General features: G+C 68.0%; 13 protein-coding genes and 2 pseudogenes. 9 read left to right on the top strand and 6 right to left on the bottom strand.

What is annotated here, in order from left to right; all coding sequences use genetic code 11:
• Nucleotides 1-168: 168 nt before the first annotated feature.
• The 5 genes and pseudogenes from AB0H93_RS16750 to AB0H93_RS16730 all read right to left on the bottom strand — a co-directional run bounded on the left by AB0H93_RS16750 (nt 169) and on the right by AB0H93_RS16730 (nt 7001).
• Nucleotides 169-2493 carry a LuxR C-terminal-related transcriptional regulator gene (locus AB0H93_RS16750; protein ID WP_358573149.1) on the bottom strand — a complete coding sequence of 775 codons (2325 nt, stop codon included), beginning with the start codon at nt 2491-2493 and terminating at the stop codon, nt 169-171.
• A gap of 69 nt (nt 2494-2562) precedes the next feature.
• Nucleotides 2563-2788, bottom strand: a pseudogene (locus AB0H93_RS16745) (dihydrolipoyl dehydrogenase); the annotation flags it as partial.
• Between the two features lie 609 nt (nt 2789-3397).
• Nucleotides 3398-3794 (bottom strand): annotated as a pseudogene (locus AB0H93_RS16740) (hydroxymethylglutaryl-CoA lyase); the annotation flags it as partial.
• A complete protein-coding gene (locus tag AB0H93_RS16735; RefSeq protein WP_132493955.1) occupies nt 3791-5065 on the bottom strand; it encodes a hydroxymethylglutaryl-CoA reductase, degradative in 1275 nt (424 codons plus the stop codon). The gene AB0H93_RS16735 and the pseudogene AB0H93_RS16740, both read right to left, overlap by 4 nt.
• A gap of 100 nt (nt 5066-5165) precedes the next feature.
• Nucleotides 5166-7001: a GAF domain-containing protein gene (locus tag AB0H93_RS16730; RefSeq protein ID WP_358573147.1), complete on the bottom strand. Its 1836-nt coding sequence runs from the start codon at nt 6999-7001 to the stop codon at nt 5166-5168.
• A gap of 200 nt (nt 7002-7201) precedes the next feature.
• On the opposite strand from AB0H93_RS16730, the gene AB0H93_RS16725 reads away from it, so the two are divergent.
• From AB0H93_RS16725 to AB0H93_RS16705, 5 genes are all read left to right on the top strand, one after another.
• The gene (locus AB0H93_RS16725) at nt 7202-9259 is read left to right on the top strand and encodes a hydantoinase/oxoprolinase family protein (protein WP_358573145.1); all 2058 of its coding nucleotides are present in this window, start codon (nt 7202-7204) and stop codon (nt 9257-9259) included.
• Between the two features lie 25 nt (nt 9260-9284).
• Nucleotides 9285-11435 (top strand): hydantoinase B/oxoprolinase family protein, encoded by a 2151-nt coding sequence (locus tag AB0H93_RS16720; RefSeq protein WP_358573143.1) that lies wholly within the window; start codon nt 9285-9287, stop codon nt 11433-11435.
• Nucleotides 11436-11462: 27 nt separating this feature from the next.
• The gene (locus tag AB0H93_RS16715; RefSeq protein WP_358573141.1) at nt 11463-12740 is read left to right on the top strand and encodes a CoA transferase; all 1278 of its coding nucleotides are present in this window, start codon (nt 11463-11465) and stop codon (nt 12738-12740) included.
• The gene (locus AB0H93_RS16710; RefSeq protein ID WP_358573139.1) at nt 12740-13537 is read left to right on the top strand and encodes an enoyl-CoA hydratase/isomerase family protein; all 798 of its coding nucleotides are present in this window, start codon (nt 12740-12742) and stop codon (nt 13535-13537) included. The genes AB0H93_RS16715 and AB0H93_RS16710 overlap by 1 nt, the downstream gene beginning before the upstream one ends.
• A gap of 128 nt (nt 13538-13665) precedes the next feature.
• Nucleotides 13666-13962: a hypothetical protein gene (locus AB0H93_RS16705; protein ID WP_358573137.1), complete on the top strand. Its 297-nt coding sequence runs from the start codon at nt 13666-13668 to the stop codon at nt 13960-13962.
• Between the two features lie 48 nt (nt 13963-14010).
• Here the strand turns inward: AB0H93_RS16705 and AB0H93_RS16700 are convergent, their stop codons facing one another.
• Nucleotides 14011-15510: a helix-turn-helix domain-containing protein gene (locus AB0H93_RS16700; protein WP_358573135.1), complete on the bottom strand. Its 1500-nt coding sequence runs from the start codon at nt 15508-15510 to the stop codon at nt 14011-14013.
• Between the two features lie 180 nt (nt 15511-15690).
• Here AB0H93_RS16700 and AB0H93_RS16695 point away from each other — a divergent pair, with 180 nt between their 5' ends.
• Genes AB0H93_RS16695 through AB0H93_RS16680 form a run of 4 tightly spaced genes read left to right on the top strand, consistent with a single transcriptional unit; the run spans nt 15691 to nt 19654 of the window.
• On the top strand, nt 15691-16689 hold the full coding sequence (locus AB0H93_RS16695) for an amidohydrolase family protein (protein WP_358573133.1): 999 nt from the start codon (nt 15691-15693) through the stop codon (nt 16687-16689).
• A 1-nt stretch (nt 16690) separates the two neighbouring features.
• A complete protein-coding gene (locus tag AB0H93_RS16690; protein ID WP_358573131.1) occupies nt 16691-17446 on the top strand; it encodes an iron-sulfur cluster assembly protein in 756 nt (251 codons plus the stop codon).
• Entirely contained in the window at nt 17443-18468 is a 1026-nt protein-coding gene (locus AB0H93_RS16685; RefSeq protein WP_358573129.1) for an NAD(P)-dependent alcohol dehydrogenase, read from the top strand. The genes AB0H93_RS16690 and AB0H93_RS16685 overlap by 4 nt, the downstream gene beginning before the upstream one ends.
• Nucleotides 18469-18511: 43 nt before the next feature.
• Nucleotides 18512-19654, top strand: a complete 1143-nt coding sequence (locus tag AB0H93_RS16680; RefSeq protein ID WP_132493964.1) for a glycerol dehydrogenase — start codon at nt 18512-18514, stop codon at nt 19652-19654.
• Nucleotides 19655-19667: the final 13 nt, after the last annotated feature.

Genomic DNA, 19667 nt, shown 5'->3' with positions numbered 1-19667 from the left:
CGGCGCCTGCAGTGGTGACTCGTCGTGGTTGGCGCTCATCGGTGCCCGAGCGTGTCGGCACGTGGGATTGAGAGAACTATAAGCTGAACCGCATCGGCTGCATGAACCGTCCACAAGAGAATCTCCTCAGCATGAGTTCTACACGTGCAGCAACCTGAGCGTTCGTTTCTAGCTGGCGTGCGGGGTGTTGTCGTGCTCGGTGGCCCAGGCTGCGATTTGGGAGCGTGAGGTGAAGCCGAGTTTGACGAGGATGTTCGCGACGTGGGCTTCGGCGGTGCGCTGGGAGATGACCAGGTTGCTGGCGATTTGCTTGTTGCTCATGCCTTGGCGCACGAGTTCGGCGATTTCCCGCTCGCGTCGGCTAAGGCGTGCACGCGGCTCTTGCCGGGGAGCGGGCTCGGTGCGTGGTGGTTTGCCGCGGGCGTAGGCGATGGCTTGTTCGAGGCTGACGTCCGCGCCTTGGGCGTAGCGGCGGCGGTACTGGTCGTCGCCGAGAGCGTGGCGGGTCCGTTTTTCGCATTCGTCGTGGTAGTGGCGGAAGAAGGTCAGCAGTGGTGCGCCGGCTTCGCGGCGGATGGTCTCGGCGGTGCCGAATAGCTGGGCGGCGTCGTCTTGGCGGTTTTCGCTTGTGGCGACCCATGCGAGCGTTTCGGCGCACAGTCCGGTGCAGTGGTGGTCGTTGAATTCCTGCTGGAGGTCGAGGCTTTCGCGGGCGAGTGCAGCGGCTCGTTGCTGCTGGCCTTGCCGCCAGGCCTCGACGCCGAGGCCCCAGAGGGCGTAGGAGCAGCGCCAGCTCTCGCCGTATTCACGTGCGAGCGCGAGAAGTTCCTCGTATGCGGCGGTGGCGCGTTCTGAGTCGCCGTGCAGTGAGGCGCTGACGCCGAGGACGACTAGGGCGGTGGAAAACCAGGGCAGGTCCCGGGAAAACCGCAGCCGGGGAATCACTTCTTCGCAGAGCTCAATCCCATTTGAGAAGTCGCGTTGCAGTGCCGCAGTGAGGGCTTCGGCAACCCGGAGCAGTGCGGCCGTGTCCCCGTCGTGGTCGGCAGTGAGCGTGCGGGCCTCGCTGATGAGAGTGGATGCTGCGGGAACATCGCTTTGCAGAAGGGCGAGGTAGCTGGCACTAATGAGCAAACGTAGCCGGTCGCCGTCGTTCTCGGTGCCTTGCTGAAGAATTCGGTCGCACCAGCGGCGACCTTCACTGGTGAGTCCGCTGACGCGCCAGTAGTCGTGGAGGGCGTCGGCGATGCGCGTTCCGGCGACGGTACCTGTCGGCTCGTTCAGGCAGAATTCGAGTGCGGTGCGAATGTTGGCGTGTTCGGTTCGCAGGCGTGCAAACCAACGGGCTTGATCGGGGCCGAACCAGTGCTGCTGCATCTGCTCGGCCAGGTTCAGGCACCAGTCCCGGTGCCGTTGGCGGACCTGCGTCTCCTGGCCGGAATGTCGCAGCATGTCGCGGCCGTACTGCCGAACGGTCTCCAGCAGCCGGTACCGGGCCTTGCCGTCACGGTCATCGCGGATGAGGATCGACTTGTCCACCAATCCTGCCAGCGTGCCTAGAACGTTGGCTTGGGTCAGGTTTTCGTCCGCGCAGACCCCCTCAGCACCGTCGAGATCGAAGCTGTCGGCGAATACAGAGGTACGTGCCCACAGCTCCTTCTCCTTGCTGGAGCACAGATCGCAACTCCATTCGATCAGGGCACGCAGCGTCTGATGTCGCGGCAGCGCGGCCTTGTTGCCGGTAGTGAGCAGGCTGAACCGGTCGTCCAGCCGTCGCAGGACTTGCTCGGGGGACAGAACTTTCAGACTCACCGCCGCCAGTTCGATTGCCAGGGGAATGCCGTCCAGTCGCCGGCAGATACCGGAGGCGATATGTCCGTTGTGGTCATCGAGGACGAAGTCCGGCAGGACCGCTTTCGCACGGTCCGAAAACAGCGCGATAGCGTCGTAACCGGCCAACGCACTGGGCGTAACACCGCTGTCGGGATCCGGGCATTCCAGGGCGGAGACCGGCAGGATGGACTCGCCGGCGATGCCGAGCGCCTGGCGGCTGGTGACCAGGATCCGCAGTTCAGGACACCGTTTGAGCAGGGCCGCCACGGTGAGCGCGCAGGTGTGAAGCACATGTTCGCAGTTATCGAGCACCAGCAGCAGACGCCGGTCCGCGACACGCTCGGCTACTGTCTCGGCGGTCCAGCGTGTGGACTGATCGTGGATGCCCAGTGCGGACACGATCGCTTGTGGAACGAGCCCTTCGTCTTCCAAGCCCGCGAGTTCGACCAGCCAGACACCGTCCGGGAAGGCTCGCCGCATGTTCCAGGCGGCGTGCGAGGCCAGCCTGGTCTTGCCCACGCCGCCCACGCCGGTCAGGCTGACCAGCCGGGAGGAGGACAGCGCCTGCCTGACCTGGCTCAGCTCTTTGCGCCGGCCGACGAAGCTGGTGACCTCGGTCGGCCATTTTCCCTGCAAGCGCTGCGCAGACACGTCGGTCATAGCAGTTCCAGGCTAGCTCGGCGGCCCGTGAGAAACCGGCCGCAAGCACGCAGGTGGTCTGCGGGCTGGTCAGCCGTGCACGTGCAGCGGTTTGCCGGCCAGGGCGAGGTGGCCTTGCCGAGGGCTTCGGTCTGGGTGGGGTGGGTGTGTACGAGGGGGGCGACGTCGTCGGGTTGTAGATTAGCTGGGCTTCGTCGATGAGTTCGTCGATGCGGTCGCCGACCAGGTGCAGTCCGAGGACCGGGCCGTCGGCGGTGCGCACGAGCTTTACCGCACCGGCGGTCTTGAGGATCTGCATCGCCAGGTGGTCGGCTACCCGCCACAGCAGGGGTTCCATCGCGCGGCGACGACGGTCAGGTCCGCCACGTGCTGCGCGGCGACGTGCGAGTGCTCGACGGTGTGGCCGCTGCGCTGGAGGTAGCGCCATAGCTCGTCGGGACGGCGTCCAGGTGAAGGCGAAGCTGCTGGGCGGCAGTCGCACCAGGTTGTGCCGACTGCGGGTGATTCCGCCAGCGGGCCTGTAACCGGGGCAGAGACAGGTCCCGGCGGAGACTGGAACCGGCCAGCCACAACTGCGGACGCCCGTGATCGTCGGTGAGAGTGACGATGTAGCCGGTCAGGCGGCCTGCACGGCCGGTGCGTGGGCGGAAGCGCACGCGGCGGGCGTGCAGCTGCTCGACAAACTCCAGCTCGGTGCGGGCATGCGCGGCAGGGGAGTGCACCAAGTGCCGCAGCTCGTATCGGCCGGTCACGTGGTGCCCTGCCCGCTGGGCGCGGTCGATCCTGGCTCGGCTGGTGGCATTGCGGCCGGCCCCGGCGAGCTCGGCGTCAGGTTCATCCGGTGTTCGGTCTGCTGGCACCAACTCCGCCACCGTGGCCAGTCCCGATACGTGTTCGCGACGGTGAACATCGCGAGCGACTCGGCGACCGTGCGGTTGAGGTTGGTCTTGGCGAAGCTTTCTGTGGCCGAGGCGAACACGGCGATGTCGGTGACGCCGAGGTCGAGCGCCCGCTGCAGGCCTCGCTGGTTGGGCACGAGTACGAGGTAGCGGGCTCCGGGGTGGCGGTCGAGACGACGGAGGACCTCTTCGGCGTCGGCGAGCTGTGGCACCACTTGGGATGGACCGTGCTTGTTGTCTCGATGACGGTGTGCCCGGTGTCGGCAAGGCGTTCGATGAACTCGACCTTCACGTCGGCGGGCACCGGTGTGGACTCGTTCTGGAGCCCGTCGCGGGGCTGACCTCGCAGATGGTGACGGCTTCGGGGAGGCCAGTGAGCCGTTCGGTCCCGTAGTCGCTCATCGTCTGGCCCGGAGCTCGGCGAGGAGTTGCTCGGCGTGGTCGGCACGGACCTTCTTGTCCGCGATGAGCCGGGCGACGACGGCCGGGACCTCCTCAGCGGTCGCGCCGACGGCGGAGGCGATGTTGCGGGCGTGCAGGGACATGTGGCCACGCTGGATCCCTTCGGTGGCCAGCGCTCGGATGGCGGCGAGGTTCTGGGCGAGGCCGACGGCCGTGATGATCTCCGCGAGTTCGGCGGCGGTGCGGACGCCGAGCAGGGTGATCGCGGCCTGCGCGGCCGGGTGGACCTTGGTGGCGCCACCGACGAGACCGACGGGCATGGGTAGCTCGAGGGTGCTGGCGACATTGCCGTCGGCATCCTTTTCGAAGCGGGACAACGAGGTGTAGAGCCCGGCGGGCGAGACGGCGTGGGAGTGGGCGCCGGCTTCGACGGCGCGAGTGTCGTTGCCGGTGGCGAGCACGACGGCGGTGATGCCGTTCATGATCCCCTTGTTGTGGGTGGCGGCCCGGTAGGGGTCGGCTTCGGCGAGGGCGGCGGCATGGATGATGTTGTCGACGACCTCGGCGCCGCCGAGCGCGTCCGCGTCGAACACCGCGCGGGCACGGGAGAGCCGGAGATCGGCCTTGTTGGTGAGGATCCGCAGCAAGCTGCTCCCGCGCGCGATCTCGGCCGCCCGGGCGGCGACGGCCTCGGCCATCGTGTTGACCGCGTTGGCGCCCATGGCGTCGCGCACGTCGACCTGAAGGTGCGCGACCACGTAGGTGCCGGCGCGCGAGGGGACCAGCCGGACAGCGATGTCACGGACGCCGCCCCCGAACTCGACGAGCTTGGGGTCCTGGTCGTTGGCGAGCGCGATCAGCTCGTCGCGGGCTTCGAGTAGCCGTACTCGCCCGGCCTCGGGGTCAGCGACGCCGACGATCTGGACCTGGGCCTGCATGACGGGTGGGGTCGAGGACGTGGTGAACCCGCCGTGCACGCGCGCGATCTTGGCGGCGTTGCTCGCAGCCGCGACGACGGAGGCTTCCTCGGTCGCCATCGGCACCAGCACGTCGGTGCCGTTGATCACGAAGTTCGTCGCGACACCCAGCGGGATGCCCACGATCCCGGTCACGTTCTCGATCATGTGGTCTGCCAGCCCGGTGCCGAGACCGTGCGCGGGGTCGAAGGCGGCGATCGACGCGGGGTCGATGCCGGCGGCTTCGGCGAGGGACTTGCGTCGGGCCTCGACGGAGAGGTCCCGGAGACCCTGGATGCGACTGGTGCGCGGCATGGCGCCCCTCCCACCTTGGTGTGGCTGCGGTACGGGGGAGGACGCTAGTTCGCGGCGCATCGGCCGGGAATGGGCCGATCATCCACCATTGACTGGGAGGCTATGGACTTTTGGCCAGGTTGGCGAGGCGGACCGCGACGGTGATCCGGAAGAGCCGATCGGGCTCCTGCCAGTCCTCGCCGAGCAGCTCGGTCGTGCGTTCCAGGCGTTGGAGGACGGTGTTCTTGTGCACGTGGAGTGCACGGGCGGTGGCGACCGGGCTCATCCGGTTGCCGAGGTAGGCGGCGAGGGTGGGCAGGAGCTTGCCCGCGTGTTTGGCGTCCCAGTCCAGGACGGGCCCGATGATGCGCCGCACGTACCTCGTCACGCGTGCTTCCCTTGGGCCGAACAGGGCCGTGTACGGGAGGTACTCGTCGGTGGTGACGGCGGTGTCGTTCAGCCCGAGTGCGGGCAGGATCCGGACGCACGCCGAGGCCGCGTCGACCTGGGTGCGTAGGTCGTCGGTGACGTCGGCGATGCCTGCGCCGACCGCCAGAACCGGTGCCCGTACGGTGCGGCGCACCATGGTGTGGATGAGTGCGCTCGCGGTGGCTGGGTCGGGATAGGAGGTGATGGCCACGACTCGGTCGGCATGTTCGCCGACCGGGCCGCCGGTCCGGCGCAGGGCGCGGACGGCCCCGCGGCGCAGTTCGGCCGGCACCGAGATCACGACCACTGACCGCAGCTCGTCGAGCCGGATGCCCCGTGCGCGGGCGCGGGTGGCGATGTCGGCGCGGCGGTCGGGGTCGTCGGAGAGCATGTCGGCCAGCAAGTCGCCGCGGACGCGCTGCTCGGCCTCGAGCATGGCGTCCTGCTTGAGGTTGAGCAGCGCGGTGATCTGAGCGGCGCGTTCGGCGGTGCGCAGCTCGACGGGGCCGAACTCGACCTCGCCCTGCTCTAGCAGCAGCGCGCCCAGAAGGGTCGGCCCGGCGAGGACGGCGACGGCGTACGTGCCGTCGCTCGCGGGCGTGCACCGACCACTGTGGCGGCTGCGGTCGACGGCGTCGGCGACGGGGCCGTCGAGGTGTTCGGGGTCGCGAAGTGTGACGTGGCAGCGCAAAGCACGACCGAGCGCGGTCGCGACGTCTGGTGCTTGACCGCCTTGGAGCACGAGGCTGGTGAGGTCGCTGTGCACCTCGCTGGCCCGTTCCATCGCTTCGACGTGGCGGGCGAGCTCGCCGTAGGCGCGGCGGGCGTCGTCGGCCGAGTCCTGGGTGCGGGCGAGCAGGCGAGCGGTCTGCAGGACGATGGCGGCGTGGTCGGCAAAGGCTGACAGCAGGGAGATCTCCTCAGGGGAGAAAGCGTGCTCGACGCGGTTGGCGGCGAACAGCACTCCGATCACCTCGTCGCCGGCGAGTAGCGGGACGCCGAGCAGGGACACGAGGCCTTCCGCGGCCACGGCGGCGTCGATCGCGGAGTCGTGCGGGGCTTCGGTCATCGCGGCGTACTTGGACGTCCAGTAGGGACGGCGTCCTTCGACCACCTGGCTTGCCAGGCCCGCTCCGGGAGGCACTCGCAAGCCGAGGAACGACGGTGCGACCGTCCCGAGCGTGGTGCGCACGCGGAGTTCGCGGCTCTTCGCGTCGAACTCGGACAGGTAGGTGACGTCCGTGCCGACGAGGTCGTGCGCTCGTTCGACGAGCCGACCGAGCAGTTCATCGACGTCGCGAAGCTGGGCAAGCTCGCGCGCGGAGGAGAACAGCGCCGCGAGTTCCTGACCGCGGCGCCGCCAGCGCTCCGAGGTGGCACGCAGGCGGCGGATCTCGTAGCGGATTCGCGCGGTGTCCTGTTCGGGCAGGGTCACGCCGGTGAGCAGGCTGTCCACATCGATCTCCTGCTCGGCCGAAGCCGCCTGCAGCAGACCGACGACAACGTCGCTTGGGAGCGTCTCCGTCACGGGATTCACCTCGATCCGATGTGCCGATCGCCTAGGGCGACCTCGGGAATCCTGGGCGAATAATACATAGTCTGGACGGGTTCGCGCTCGTACTGTCCACACCGCGGGTGAGACGGTGTCTCCGCGAAACGAACCTTTCGTGCATACCATCCGTCAGCCCGGAACGATTCGCCCCGACGCAGTCAAAGGAGACAGCGAGCATGACGCTTCACGTGGGCATCGACGTCGGTGGCACGTTCACAGACGCCGTGGCGATCGTCGACGGGCGCGCAATCCGTGGTAAGGCGTTCTCGACCAAGGACGTGACCACAGGGATCCTCGGCGCGCTGGGCGTGCTGCGGGAGCGCGCAGGGATGACTGAGGCCGAGTTCTTCGCCGCGGTCGACCGATTCGTCCTGGGCAACACCATCGTCACGAACGCCGTGGATGAGCAGAAGTACGCCGCCGTGGGGCTGCTGACCACTCAGGGCTTCCGCGACACCCTGCGCATCGCCCGCTCGGCCCGCACAGACGAGCGCGACCCGCACAAGATGTCGGCGCCGCCGGACATCGTGGAGCGTCGCCGCATCGTCGAGGTCGCCGAGCGGGTCGACGCGCACGGCACCGTACTCGTCCCGCTCACCGAGGACGCGATTGCCACGGCCGTGGACGCGGTGCTGGCGACCGGCGCCGAGGCCATCGCGGTCTGCCTGCTGTGGTCGTTCCGCAATGCCGCCCACGAAAATGCGATCGGCGAGTACCTCGACAAGCATCACCTGGGCATCCCGTACACGCTCTCCAGCAGGCTGACGCCGGTCTACCGCGAGTACGAGCGCATGGTCACCACCGCACTGGACGCCGCGGTGAAGCCGATCGTGGCGTCGCACTTCGACCGCCTCGCCGACGAGCTACGGAGCAGGGGGCTGCGAGCTCGGGTGCAGATCATGCAGGTGCACGGCGGGTTCCTGTCGGTGGAGGAGACCGGCAAGGCCCCGATCTCGATGTTCAACTCCGGTCCGGTCGGCGGCGTCGCCGGTGCGCGGCTGCTGGCCAAGCAGCTCGGCCGCCAGCGGGTGCTGACCGCGGACATGGGCGGCACGAGCCTCGACGCGGCCGCCATCATGGACGACGAGTTCCGGCTGCTGCCCCGCGCCGAGATCGGCGGCCTGCTCACCAGCCTGACCGCCGTGGACATCGAGACCATCGGCGCCGGCGGCGGCAGCCTCGCCTGGGTGGACGGACGGAACCTGCTGCGCGTCGGCCCGCACAGCGCGGGTTCCTTGCCGGGCCCGGCGTGCTACGGAAAGGGCGGCACCCGGCCCGCGGTCACCGACGCCGCACTCGTGCTCGGGCTGATCAACCCGGACTACTACCTCGGCGGCACCGTCCCCCTGTACGAGGACCAGGCGCGGGCCGCCCTGCGCAAGCACGTGGCCGAGCCGCTGGGCATCACCGAGGACGCGGCGGCCGAAGGCGTGTACCGGCTGGCGACGTCGCAGATGTCCAACGCGCTGCGCAAGATCACCGTGAACCGCGGCCACGACCCGCGCGAGTTCACCCTCGTCGGCTTCGGCGGTGCGTGCGGGCTGTTCGCGGCCAGCATCGCCGCCGAGGCCGGGGTCCGCGAGGTCGTGATCCCGCGCGACGCCGCGGTGTTCTCGGCGCACGGCCTCATGCACGCCGACTCGGTGTTCTCCGCGGTGCAGACGAGCCCGTGGACGATGGACCAGCCCGCGTCGGCGCTCGACAAGGAGTTCGCCGCCCTCGAGGAACGCGCACAAGCATGGTTCGAGGCCGAGGGGATCCCCGAGGACCGGCGCGAGCTGCACCGCGAGGCGGACATGAAGTTCGTGGGCCAGATCTTCGAGGTCACCACCCGCCTGCCGGCGGGCACCTTCGGCGAGGCGGACAAGGATACGCTGCGCGCCCAGTTCATCGCCGACTACGAGCAAGAGTTCGGCGCCGGCACGGCCTGGACCGAGGCCGAGATTCTGCTGGTCAACTCGCGGGTCCGGGCCATCGGCCACAGCGACATGCAGACGGTGGAGCAGATCGCAGGCACCGGCGAGGAGCGTCACGAGCTCACCCGCCGCGGCGTGATCGAGCCGCTCACCGGCGAGCGCGTCGAGATCAACGTGCACCGCGGGTTCGGTGCGCTCGGTCGGGCGACCGGTCCGTGCCTGCTGGAGGAGCCCGACACCACGGTCTACGTGCCCACTGGCGCCACCGTCGAGCTCACCGACAGCGGCGACTTTCTGCTGCGCCTCGCCGACCGCTGACCCCCGCCCGTCAAAGGAGACGACCATGACCAGCACCCCGCGCACGCTGCCCGACGGGTTCGACCCCGTCACTCTCGAAGTGATCCGCATGCGCCTGGACTCCATCGTGGAGGAGATGGGCATCGCGATGATCCGCTCGTCGGGCTCCCCGGTGATCACCGAGGCCGGTGACTTCAACACCGCACTGTTCGACCCCACCGGCCGCATCTACGCCTACTCGGACTATGTCCAGTTCCACATCGGCTCTGGCAGCGTCGCTGTGCAGAACCTGGTCAAGGCGATCGAGGGTGAACCGCTCGCACCCGGCGACGCGTTCATCTGCAACGACCCGCACACCGCGGGCGCGAGCCACCCGCCGGACACCAACGTGATCTCGCCGATCTTCCATGGCGACGAGCTGATCGGCTGGGCTCAGTCGCAAGCGCACCTGGTCGACGTCGGTGGCATGACGCCCGGCGGGTTCGCGCCCGGCGCACACGACTGCTACGCCGAGGCGCTGCGGCTGCCGCCCGGCGTCAAGATCTTCGAGCGGGGCGAGCCCGTCGAGTGGGTGCGCCGGATCCTGCTCAACAACGTCCGCGTGCCCGCGCTGTTCTGGAACGACGTGCGCAGCCTGGTGGCGAGCAACAACACCGGCATCCGGCGGCTGCTGAGCACGATCGAGGAGTTCGGGCTCGAGCAGTTCCGTGACTACACGAGGCTGTCGTTCGAGCTGGCCGAGCAGGTCGTGCGCGACCGGATTGCCCGCATCCCCGACGGCACCTACACCGCCGAGGAGTGGACCGAGCACAACGGACACGTCGACGAGCTGTACCGCGTCGCGTGCACCATGACCAAACGCGACGACCAGATCACCTTCGACTTCACCGGCTCCAGCGAGCAGACCGATGGTTTCGTCAACTGCAGCTACGGTGCGCTGGTCGGCAGCGTGGCGACCGCCATCGTGCCTATTCTCGCGTGGGACGTTCCGTTCAACGAAGGCGTCATGACCGCGTTCGACATCGTCGCCGAGCCCGGGTCGATCGTGAATCCCCGGCCCCCGGCACCGATCAGCAACGGGCACCTCACCACCGGCGCCCGGGTGAGCCGCGTCGTCACGAAGCTGATGAACGACGCCTGCCGTGGCAGCGACGACGACACCATCCGCGACCGCACCCAGGGCGTGTGGGGCGACTCGTGGACCGGCGGGATCTCCGCGGGCACCACCGATGACGGCGAGTACTTCGTGCTGTTCAACATGGACGGCGGTGGCATGGGTGCCGGCGCCCAGCCGGACCGTGATGGCCTCGACTGCGCGGGGATGATGACGCAGGTCAACAACATGCTGCCGGACGTCGAGATGAACGAGATGCTGTACCCGGTGCTCTACCTGTGGAAGCAGCTCAACATCGACAGCGCCGGGCACGGCGCCCACCGCGGCGGGCTGGGCCTGCGCTTCGCGTGGACGCTGCACGGCGCCCGGGAGGTCACGCAGACGGTGTTCGCCCCGAGTGCCCAGGTCGTCGCCGACGGTTTCGGCGGTGGGCTGCCCGGCGGCGGCAGCGGCCACGAGGTCTGGCGCCGGACCGATGTTGCCCCGCTGCTCGCCGATGGCCTGGTGCCCGCCCCGGACAAGCTGAGCGCGGCGGACCGGGAGTTGCTGGCGATCAACCAGCAGTCGGTCAGGGTCCGCGCCGGAGATGTATTTGTGCAGTGGATCGCCGGCGGAGGCGGTTACGGCGACCCGCTGCTGCGCGACCCGCAGCTCGTCGCCGCCGACGTCCGCGACGGCTACGTGACCGGCGAGACCGCGCAGCGCACCTACGGCGTGATCGTCACCGATGGCACCGTCGACGAGGCCGCCACCCGGCGAGCCCGCACCGCGCTGCGCCAGGAACGCCTCGGCGGCACCCCCGCCCAGCAGGTCCCGCCGAAGTCGCCGGCCGGGTCCTCCGCGCCACGCCGCGACGCCGACGGCTGGTACGTGCCAGCCAGCGGCGCTCGCCTGGGCACCGGCGAAGACTGGCGCGGCAAGGCGCGGAAGGTCACCTACGTCGCCGCCGAGCGGTTGGCCGAGTACGGAGTCCGTGTCCGCCCGCGTACCGAGGGCCGCCGCGTGTTGATCGACGAGTTCTACAGTCCCTCGTGCGGCACCCTCCTGGAGGCCCGCGTTCGGGTGGATGCGGCTGAGAGCTGACGAGTCACCTACGGATCAGGGGCGAACATGACCATCAACGACGACGGCACGATTGTGGGCATGCTGCCTGGCGGGCTGTCTCGGGGCGCGCTGCGCGGCATCGTGGTTCTGGACATCACCCGGGTCGTGGCGGGCCCGTTCTGCTCGATGATGTTGGCCGACCTCGGCGCGACCGTGATCAAGATCGAGAACCCGAAGGACCCGGACTACACCCGGGACTTCCCGCCGAAGCTGACGTCCTCGTCCGGTGAGCCGGGCGGACCGGACGCGGAGTTCAGCGCGTTCTTCGCGCAGTACAACCGGAACAAGTTCGGCCTCACCCTCGACCTATCCACTGAGGACGGTAAGGACCTGCTCAAGAAGCTGGTGCGGCGCGCCGACGTCCTGGTCGAGAACTTCCGGCCGGGCACGATGGAGAAGCTCGGCGTCGGCTACGACGTGCTGCGTGGGGAGAACCCGCGCCTGGTGTACACGGCGATCTCCGGTTACGGCCAGACCGGACCGTACCGGCGCCGGCCCGCTTACGACAACAGCGCGCAGGCCACCGGCGGCCTGTGGTCGATGAACGGGTTGCCGGACCAGCCACCCGCCCGCATCGGCACCATCATTGGCGACCTGTCCGCGACGCTGTACGCCGTCATCGGCACCCTGGCCGCACTGCGGCACGCAGAAAAGACAGGCGAGGGACAGCTGGTCGACGTGTCCCAACAGGACTCAGTGCTCAGCCTCACGGAGAACGCTGTCGTGTCCTACACCGTCGACGGCAAGGTCCCCGGGCCGCTGGGCAACGAACATCCCTTCGTCAAGCCCTACGAGCTCTACCCATGCAAGGATGGGTTCGTGTTCTTCGGCGGCTATACCGACAAGTTCTGGCGTTTGTCTTGCCACCTGTTCGGACAGCCCGAGCTCGCTGACGACCCCGAAATCGACACCATGGCGAAGCGATTCGTACCCGAGGTCTACGAACGACGGGTCCGGCCGCTGCTGCACAAGTGGTTCGAGGACAAGACGAAGACCGAGTTGGAGGAGATCGTCGGTGACTCCGTGCCGTTGAGTGCGATCAAGAACATCGGCGAGGTCGTCGAGGACCCGCAGATCGCCGCGCGCGACATGATCGTCGACGTCCAGTACCCCGAGTTCGGGCAGCTGCGCATGTTCGGCTCGCCCATCAAGCTCGCCGGCACGCCCACTCAGCCACGTGGGCTCGCGCCGAAGGTCGGTGAGCACGCCGACACGGTCCTGCGGGCACTCGCCGACCTCGACGACGAGCGCATCGCCGAGCTGCGCGAGAAGGGGGTGATCTGATGAGCGGCATTGCCCTCGACCGCGACGGCGCGGTCGCGATCATCCGGTTCAACCGTCCGGACAAGCTCAACGCGCTCACACTCGCAATGTACGAAGAACTCGGCGAGGCCTTCGCCGAGGTCCGCGACGACGACTCTCTCGCCGTCGCGATCCTCACCGGCAGCGGAGACCGAGCCTTCTGCGTCGGCGCCGACCTCACCGAGTCCATCCCCGCCCTGGCGGAGGGGCGTTTCGACATTTCCGAATGGGATGATGCGCACCAGAAGCACACTGCGCTGTTCAAACCGGTGATAGCCGCGATCAACGGCCTCTGCCTCGGCGGCGGGTTCGAGATCATGCTGTCCACCGACATCCGCATAAGTGCCGACACCGCCGAGTTCGGTCTGCCCGAGAGCGGTGTCGGCGTCGTGCCCGCCGGTGGCACGCTCACCCGGCTCACACGGCAGATCCCGTACGTCTGGGCGATGGAGCTGATGCTCCACGGTGACCGGATCCCGGCTACCCAAGCTCTGCGGTACGGCCTGCTCAACGACGTCGTCCCCGCGTCGCAGCTGCTCGAGGCCGCGCTCGACCGCGCTCACCGGCTGGTGGGCAAGAGCGGCACCGCGCTCGCGACGATCAAAGAGGCCGTCCTTCGCCTCGGCGACCTCCCGCAGGACCAGGCCTTCCACAGCGAAGCCCTCTACGGTCAGAAGGCCTTCACCTCACCCGACGCCCGCGAAGGCCTCAGCGCCTTCGCCGAACGCCGTCCGCCGGACTTCCCGTCCCGCCACGGCACCATGCCCCCTCCTAACTGAGAGGGACCAGTGATTAGGGCGCTGCCCGGCCCCGCTCGCATCGAATTAGCTGGTGATGATCGCGGCGTCCGGGTGCCGCTCAAGAATACAGTGTTGTATTTCTTCCGTGTCCACTCGATAACTCCAAAGTGGACAGCGACGAGCTGAGGAACCAGTGGGAGCGCGAAACCGTCGCCGCTGAGCAGGCTCTCGCCGACCCCAAGATCACGCAGCTGTTCAAGGTGAGCGGCCAGCGTCTCATCATCGGGGTTATCGACGCGGAGTCGCATCATTCGAGAGGCCCTCCTGGTAGGGGGCATGGCCTGCGGCAAGTGTTCTTGATTCGCTGGGCGGGCCGAGTAGCGGTGACGGTGCATGGATTACGCGTTGCTGCGCTTGCTGTTTGTAGTGCAAAACAAGGTCCAATTAGCGAATCGGCAAGTTGATTTCCAATTGAAATTGCGGCCCAGCGGAGGGTACCTGGTCCGCGGCTGCTAGCGGTTCGTGGCCTGTTCGGGGATCCGGATGCGGTATTGCGCCATCTTGCGGTAGATCGTCGCTCGACCGACGCCGAGTTCGGTCGCCGCCTGCGCCACGGTCGTCCCCGGCTCGGTCAGGCATCGGATGATTTCGTCGCGTTCGACCGCCTCGAGCCGGGTGAGCGGACGGCCTGGGCTGGTGAAGACCTCGGCCGGAAGGTGGTGCAGGTCGATCGTCGTGGCACCTGCGGCCGCCTCGCGCATCACTTTCCGGAGCTGGCGGACGTTTCCCGGCCAGTCGTAGGAGGTCAGCGCGCGCTCCGCGGCCGAGGTGAGGGCCGCGGCGCGGCCCCGGTCCTGTCGAACGAAGTGGCGGGTGAGGGGCAGGATGTCGTCCGGACGGGAGCGCAGGGCGGGTGCCTCCACCACGGTGTCGACTAGCGGGCGCAGCTCCTCCGGGATCGCGCCGTCCGTCCGGGCGGTGATGACGAACGACTGCAGCCGTTCGGCGGCCCGGTGCACTGTGCCGAACAGCCGAGCCAGTTCGGTTGTGGCCCAAGCCGGGAGCGCGTCCACGCCGGAGACGATAATGCAGGTGTTGTCCTTGCCGAGTTCGGGAGTCCACAGCGTCAGCCACACATCGATGTCCTCCGGTGCCGGAGGTCGGGCGCTGAGCACGCGTTCCCGCGCCAGCTCCCGGCGGGCCAGGGACGCCAGAGCGGTTTTGCCCGCACCAGGCTCGCCCACGACTGCGACGCGCAGCCCCTGCTGGAATGCCGTGCGTGCTTGCGCGACAGCGTTGGTCCAGGTGGGCGAGAGCGCGGAGCAGGAGGGGCTCGCTTGTTGGAGGCGGTCGGCGTAGACCCGGAATACCTCGCCGCGCGGTATCGGTCGGATCTTGCGCCCCGTGCCGCGCGCCAGCATGAGCGCGGTGGTGTTGCCGGCCGCGGCTTGGGCCAGCGCTAGCAGGAGTTCGGAGGAGGAGTCCGACCAGGTGGTGAGGTTGATGCTTCCGGCGATCCCGCCGTTGATCGGGTCGAGGACGGGTGCGGCGGCGCAGGTGTAGCCGCGCAGGCCGGTGCAGTAGTGCTCGTTGGCCCGCACCAGTGATGGAGTGCGATCGGCGAGGGCGAGGCCCAGCCCGTTGGTGCCGGCGTTGCGTTCGGCGAAGTAGAACCCCGGGGCAAGGTATACCCGGTCGAGTGAACGGTTGATCGAGCTGTCGTCGCATATCCTGCTCAGCACCAGGCCATCGCTGTCGGTGACCATCATGCTGACCGGTTCGTTGGCCAGCGTTGCCTGCAGGCCGCGGAGCACCTCATGGCCGCATTCGTACAGCAGCGAGTCGGTGTCCACCGATCCGGTGAACGCCGGGCGCATCTCGTCCACCGACAGCCCGTAGCGCTCGCTGCGGCGCCAGGAGGCGCGCAGTCGCGGGGCGATTCCGGCGGCCTGGCTGGGGGAGGAGAGGCATTCTGTCGGGTCCGTGTGGGGTGCGCGCTGGGGTTCGTCCATTTCCGGCCTCCACGTGACGCGTCGTTGCGCCGACCTCGGCCACGGTACTGCTGTATGCGCTGATCCTGATAGGTCCGCGTGTCTCAAACTGAGACACGTGGGGGCTCCCCGGCACTTGCCGTCGTGGCTAGCGTTCCGACCCGACGTGCCACAGCCGCCACAAACGGGGAGGGTGCACACATGTATCGCAAGGACGGCGAGAAATACTTCATCGTCGACGCGCACATCGCACTTTGGGACGCGCGTCCCGAAAACCAGCTCAACATCCACGGCAAGCAGTTCATCGACTGCTTTTACGACTACCACCGCAACCTGAGCCCGGAGTCGGAGCTGTGGTCGTACGAGGAGTACCTCTACTACGGCGGTGAGCGCCTGATGCGCGACCTGTTCACCGACGGGTACGTCGACCACGCCATCTTCCAGCCAGCCCACCTCGGCGCCTTCTACCGCACCGGCTTCGGGCAGACCGAGGAAGCGTTCGCGCTCGCCCAGCAGCACCCGGACAAGCTGACCTACAACCACTGCTGGGACCCGCGCTTCGAACAGGCCGGGCTCGATCAGCTCCGGCGCGACGCCGAGCGGTTCTCGCTCAAGGGCGTCAAGCTCTACACCGCGGAGTGGCACGGCGACTCCCGCGGCTACAAGCTGGACGACCCGTGGACCTACCGATACCTGGAAGCCTGCCAGGAACTGGAAATCCGCAACATCCACATCCACAAGGGACCGACGATCCGGCCGCTGGACCGGGACGCCTTCGACGTCGCCGACGTCGACAAGGCCGCCACGGATTTCCCGGAGCTGAACTTCGTCGTCGAGCACTGCGGTCTTCCGAGGTTGGAGGACTTCTGCTGGATCGCGACGCAGGAACCGAACGTGCACGCCGGGCTGGCCGTGGCGATGCCGTTCATCCACACCCGGCCGCGGTACTTCGCGCAGATCATCGGCGAGCTCCTGTACTGGCTCGACGAGGACCGGATCCAGTTCTCCAGCGACTACGCGCTGTGGACGCCGAAGTGGTTGGTAGAGCGGTTCGTGGAGTTCCAGATCCCCGAGGACATGGTCGAGTACGCGCCGATCACCGTGTCGCAGAAGAAGAAAATCCTGGGGCTCAACGCGGCGGCCATGTATGGCATCGAGGTCCCGGAAGGCCTCGGCCTGGCAGAGCAGGCGGTGGCCTGAGATGCACCCGGTACTGCTGGAGCGGGCGGCGCGGGCGGCGCTGGACACGGTTATCGACCCGGAGCTGGACGAACCGATCACCGACCTCGGTTTCGTGCGGTCGCTGGGGGCGACGGCAGACGGGGTGGTCACCGCGCACCTGCGACTGCCGACGTCGTTCTGCGCACCGAACTTCGCCTACCTGATGGCATCCGACGCCAAGGACGTGCTCCGGGCGCTGCCGGGTGTCACCGACGTGGTGGTGGTGCTCGACGAACACCACGACTCGGAGCTGATCAACCGCGGTCTCGCCGCGGACGCGGGATATCGCGGCACGTTCCCGCGTGAGGCGAAGGACGACCTCGAGCAGCTGCGCCTGACGTTTCGCCGCAAGGCGCACGCCGCGGCGATGGAGCGCTCGCTGGGCCTGCTGCTCAAGGTGGATCCCGAGCTCACCGAGGAGGACCTGCACGACGTCACGATCGCTGATCTACTCCCCGACGCGCCCACGACGAGGTCGTTGCTGCAACGGCGGGAAGCGCTCGGCCTGAGCATCGCTGCGTCGGCTCCCGTGCTTGTGAATGACCACGGGCACCCCTGCTCGCGCGCGGAAGCTCCGCTGCGCCTGCGCTTCGCCCGCGCGATCCGGATCTCGATCGAGGGCAACGCGCACTTCTGCCGCGGCCTGCTGCGCACCCGCTACCCGGAGTCGGCCGCCGACCAGGCTCCCCACGCGCACGCGGCCGAGCACCTGCAGCTGAAGGAGAACGGATCATGAAGGCAGTCCAGGTCGTCGGCTACGACCAGCCGCTCCGCCTGACCGAAGTCCCTACCCCCGAGGTCACCGGCCCCTACGACGTGATCGTCCGGATCGGTGGCGCCGGTGTGTGCCGGACCGACCTCCACATCCTCGAAGGCCAGTGGGCCGAGAAGACCGGCGTCGCGCTGCCCTACACGATCGGGCACGAGAACGCGGGCTGGGTGCACGCAGTCGGCAGCGCCGTCACCAACGTCACCGAAGGCGACAAGGTGATCGTGCACCCCCTGATCACCTGCGGTCTCTGCCGCGCGTGCCGGTTCGGCGACGACGTGCACTGCGAGCAGTCGCTGTTCCCCGGTATCGACACCGCCGGCGGATACGCCGAGTACCTCAAGACCTCCGCCCGCAGCGTCGTCCGCATCGACGACTCCCTCGAACCCGCCGACGTAGCGGCGCTGGCCGACGCGGGCCTGACCGCCTACCACGCCGCCGCGAAGGCAGCCAGAACCCTGCGGCCCGGAGACCGCTGCGTGGTGATCGGCGCGGGCGGGCTCGGGCACATCGGGATCCAGGTGCTGAAAGCGCTGACCCCGGCAGAACTCGTCGTCGTGGACCGCAACCCGGACGCGGTGAAGCTTGCCGTGTCCATCGGTGCCGACCACAGCGTCGTCGCTGACGGCGACCACGTCCAGCAGGTGCTCGACCTGACCGGCGGGCACGGCGCGGAAGCCGTCATCGACTTCGTCGGCGAAGGCGGCGCCACCCGCGACGGCGTCCGCATGCTCCGCCGCGCCGGCGACTACCACGTGGTCGGCTACGGCGAGAACATCGACGTCCCGACCATCGACATCATCTCGGCCGAGATCAACTTCATCGGCAACCTCGTCGGCTCCTACAACGACCTGTGCGAACTGATGGTCCTCGCCGCGCAGGGCCGTGTCCGGCTGCACACCAGCAAGTACCCGCTCGACCGCTTCCAAGACGCCCTCGACGATCTCGACGCCGCCCGCATCCGCGGCCGCGCCATCCTCACGCCCTGACCCAGCAGAAACGACAGGAAAGCCGCACGCACCGGGAGCCGCAATGGAACGCATGCGAACAATGATCAGCCCAGGCCGTTACGTGCAGGGCAAAGGCGCTCTCCACCGCGTCGGGGACTACCTCGAGCAGCTTGGCTCGTCACCACTTTTCGTGGCGGATGACCTGGTTTGGGGATTCGTCGGGCACGACATCGAATCATCGCTTCGGAAAGCGGGCCTGCCGCTGGTGCGCGAGAAATTCAATGGCATTCCCAGCGCTCTTGAAGTGGACCGTCTCGTCGATGTCATCAAGCAGACCGGCGCTGACGTCGCCGTGGCGGTAGGCGGTGGGAGCACCATTGACGCGGTCAAGGCCGCAGGCTTCCTGGCAGGTGTTCGCTGGGCCAACTGTCCGACGGTCGCGTCGACGGATGCACCCTGCAGCGCGCTGTCAGTAATTTACACCGAGAACGGCGAGTTCGAGGAGTACCGGTTCTTCCCCCGCAACCCGGACCTCGTGTTGATCGACTCGCAGGTGGTCGCGAACGCACCCGCGTCCTTCCTGGTCGCCGGGGTGGGTGATGCCTTGGCCACCTGGCTCGAAGCCCGGGCGACCGCGCAATCCGGCTCGAAGACGATGGCCGGCGGTCTGCCCACCGTCACCGGCACCGCATTGGCGAAGTTGAGCTGGGATGTTCTCTGGGAGAACGCGCTTCCCGCCATCGACGCTGTCATGGACAACCAGGTGACGCCAGCGGTCGAAAAGGTGATTGAGGCGAACACACTTCTTTCCGGGCTTGGCTTCGAGTCGGGAGGTCTTGCCGCGGCCCACGCGATCCACAATGGCCTCACGGCGGTCGGTGCGACGCACGGACTCGCCCACGGTCAGAAGGTGAACATCGGGTCGTTGACCCAGTTGGTTCTCGAGGGCGCCCGGACCAGTGACATCCGTGACTTTATTGAGTTCACAACGCAAGTCGGGCTGCCGACGACACTCATCGAGGTCGGCCTCAAGTCTGATGACACGGAGTCGCTGCGCACCGTCGCAGCCGCGTCGACGGTGGAAGGCGAGACCATCCACTCGATGCCCTTCGACGTGACCAGCGACGATGTCGCCAGTGCACTGGCATCCCTCGACCGGTTCTCCGTGCAGGTCCGCGAAGCCGCGAAGTTGCCAAGCCCAGTGCCCTACACGACATGCCACTGACTGGCCCTGGCTC

Source organism: Saccharopolyspora sp. NPDC050642, assembly GCF_040654735.1.
Lineage (GTDB): Bacteria > Actinomycetota > Actinomycetes > Mycobacteriales > Pseudonocardiaceae > Saccharopolyspora > Saccharopolyspora elongata.
This window is presented reverse-complemented; position numbering and strand designations above follow the sequence as displayed.

Bases quoted from the DNA above. Each gene is read 5' to 3' on its own strand.
- AB0H93_RS16685 (WP_358573129.1), top strand. From the start codon at position 17,443: ATGAAGGCAGTCCAGGTCGTCGGCTACGACCAGCCGCTCCGCCTGACC.
- AB0H93_RS16680 (WP_132493964.1), top strand. From the start codon at position 18,512: ATGGAACGCATGCGAACAATGATCAGCCCAGGCCGTTACGTGCAGGGC.
- AB0H93_RS16695 (WP_358573133.1), top strand. From the start codon at position 15,691: ATGTATCGCAAGGACGGCGAGAAATACTTCATCGTCGACGCGCACATC.
- AB0H93_RS16690 (WP_358573131.1), top strand. From the start codon at position 16,691: ATGCACCCGGTACTGCTGGAGCGGGCGGCGCGGGCGGCGCTGGACACG.
- AB0H93_RS16725 (WP_358573145.1), top strand. From the start codon at position 7,202: ATGACGCTTCACGTGGGCATCGACGTCGGTGGCACGTTCACAGACGCC.
- AB0H93_RS16735 (WP_132493955.1), bottom strand. From the start codon at position 5,065: ATGCCGCGCACCAGTCGCATCCAGGGTCTCCGGGACCTCTCCGTCGAG.
- AB0H93_RS16720 (WP_358573143.1), top strand. From the start codon at position 9,285: ATGACCAGCACCCCGCGCACGCTGCCCGACGGGTTCGACCCCGTCACT.
- AB0H93_RS16710 (WP_358573139.1), top strand. From the start codon at position 12,740: ATGAGCGGCATTGCCCTCGACCGCGACGGCGCGGTCGCGATCATCCGG.
- AB0H93_RS16700 (WP_358573135.1), bottom strand. From the start codon at position 15,510: ATGGACGAACCCCAGCGCGCACCCCACACGGACCCGACAGAATGCCTC.
- AB0H93_RS16750 (WP_358573149.1), bottom strand. From the start codon at position 2,493: ATGACCGACGTGTCTGCGCAGCGCTTGCAGGGAAAATGGCCGACCGAG.
- AB0H93_RS16715 (WP_358573141.1), top strand. From the start codon at position 11,463: ATGACCATCAACGACGACGGCACGATTGTGGGCATGCTGCCTGGCGGG.